The sequence below is a fragment of the Selenomonas sp. oral taxon 138 str. F0429 genome (genome assembly GCF_000318175.2).
Taxonomy (GTDB): Bacteria; Bacillota; Negativicutes; order Selenomonadales; family Selenomonadaceae; genus Centipeda; species Centipeda timonae.
The window spans coordinates 490,233-491,198 of record NZ_KB290930.1; the positions used below are offsets into that span (position 1 = coordinate 490,233).

The 966-nt window shown below is 55.2% G+C and carries 1 protein-coding gene; it reads right to left on the reverse strand.

The window, feature by feature from the left end; all coding sequences use genetic code 11:
• A partial coding sequence (locus tag HMPREF9163_RS03785) for a recombinase family protein (protein ID WP_009440334.1) occupies positions 1-966 on the reverse strand: 966 nt, incomplete at both ends.

The window sequence follows — 966 nt, forward strand, 5'->3', positions numbered from 1 at the left end:
CTCTTGTGTTGCAGCCCCATCGCCTGTACTTCCCAGCGGTTCTTCTGCTGAAGCCGCTGCCGCAGCATCCGCATTTCACCATTCCGGAGAATGGCATCAGCACAGGATTCCGATTCACAGCCCGTTCGGCCCTCAGTTTTCGTATCTCCTGCGCCTTATCAAAGTCATCTCGGCTTATGAGCGGCTCGAATATTCCCTCCACCAGATACATGGGCAGTTCGCCTTTATTCCGCTTGCGGATATGTCCCTCACTGATGTAGTTCTTCTGCAGCGCCATTGTGCCCGTGTAGGAGATGTTGGAGAGGATGTCCTTTACCGTGGTCTGCTCTATTGGTCTCCCCTGCCGTCCTGTGATTCCGCGTCCCGCGAGAGTCTTGGCGATGGCGTATGCAGATTCTCCGGCAAGGTATCTGCGGTAAATTTCCTTGACGATCTCGCCCTCGGAAGGAACAATGCGGAACATCTCGCCGTCCCACGTGTAGCCATAAGGGGCTTTATGTCCGTTTGGAATCCCCTGTCTAAAACGCCTCCGCACACCCCACCGAATGTTGTCGCCGATGCTTCTGCTCTCCTCTTGGGCAAAGGATGCGAGCAGCGTCAAGAGAAGTTCTCCGTCCTCCGACATGGAATCAATGTTCTCACGCTCGAAGCGGACGGCAATCCCCCTCTCTTTCAACTGCCGGACGGTATGGAGGCAATCCACGGTGTCACGGGCAAAGCGACTGATACTTTTGACGAGTACCAAATCAATCTTCCCGGCGTTGCAGTCCGCAATCAGCCGCTTGAACTCATCTCTGTGTGTAGTGCTTGTCCCTGTGATTCCTTCGTCTGCGTACACGCCGGCATATTCCCATGCGGGGTTCTTTTGGATGAGTGTACTGTAGTAACTGACCTGCGCCGCAAGGGAGTGGTGAAGCGTGTCCACAGAGACGCGGGCGTAGGCAGCCACACGCAGCTTTTTCTGCA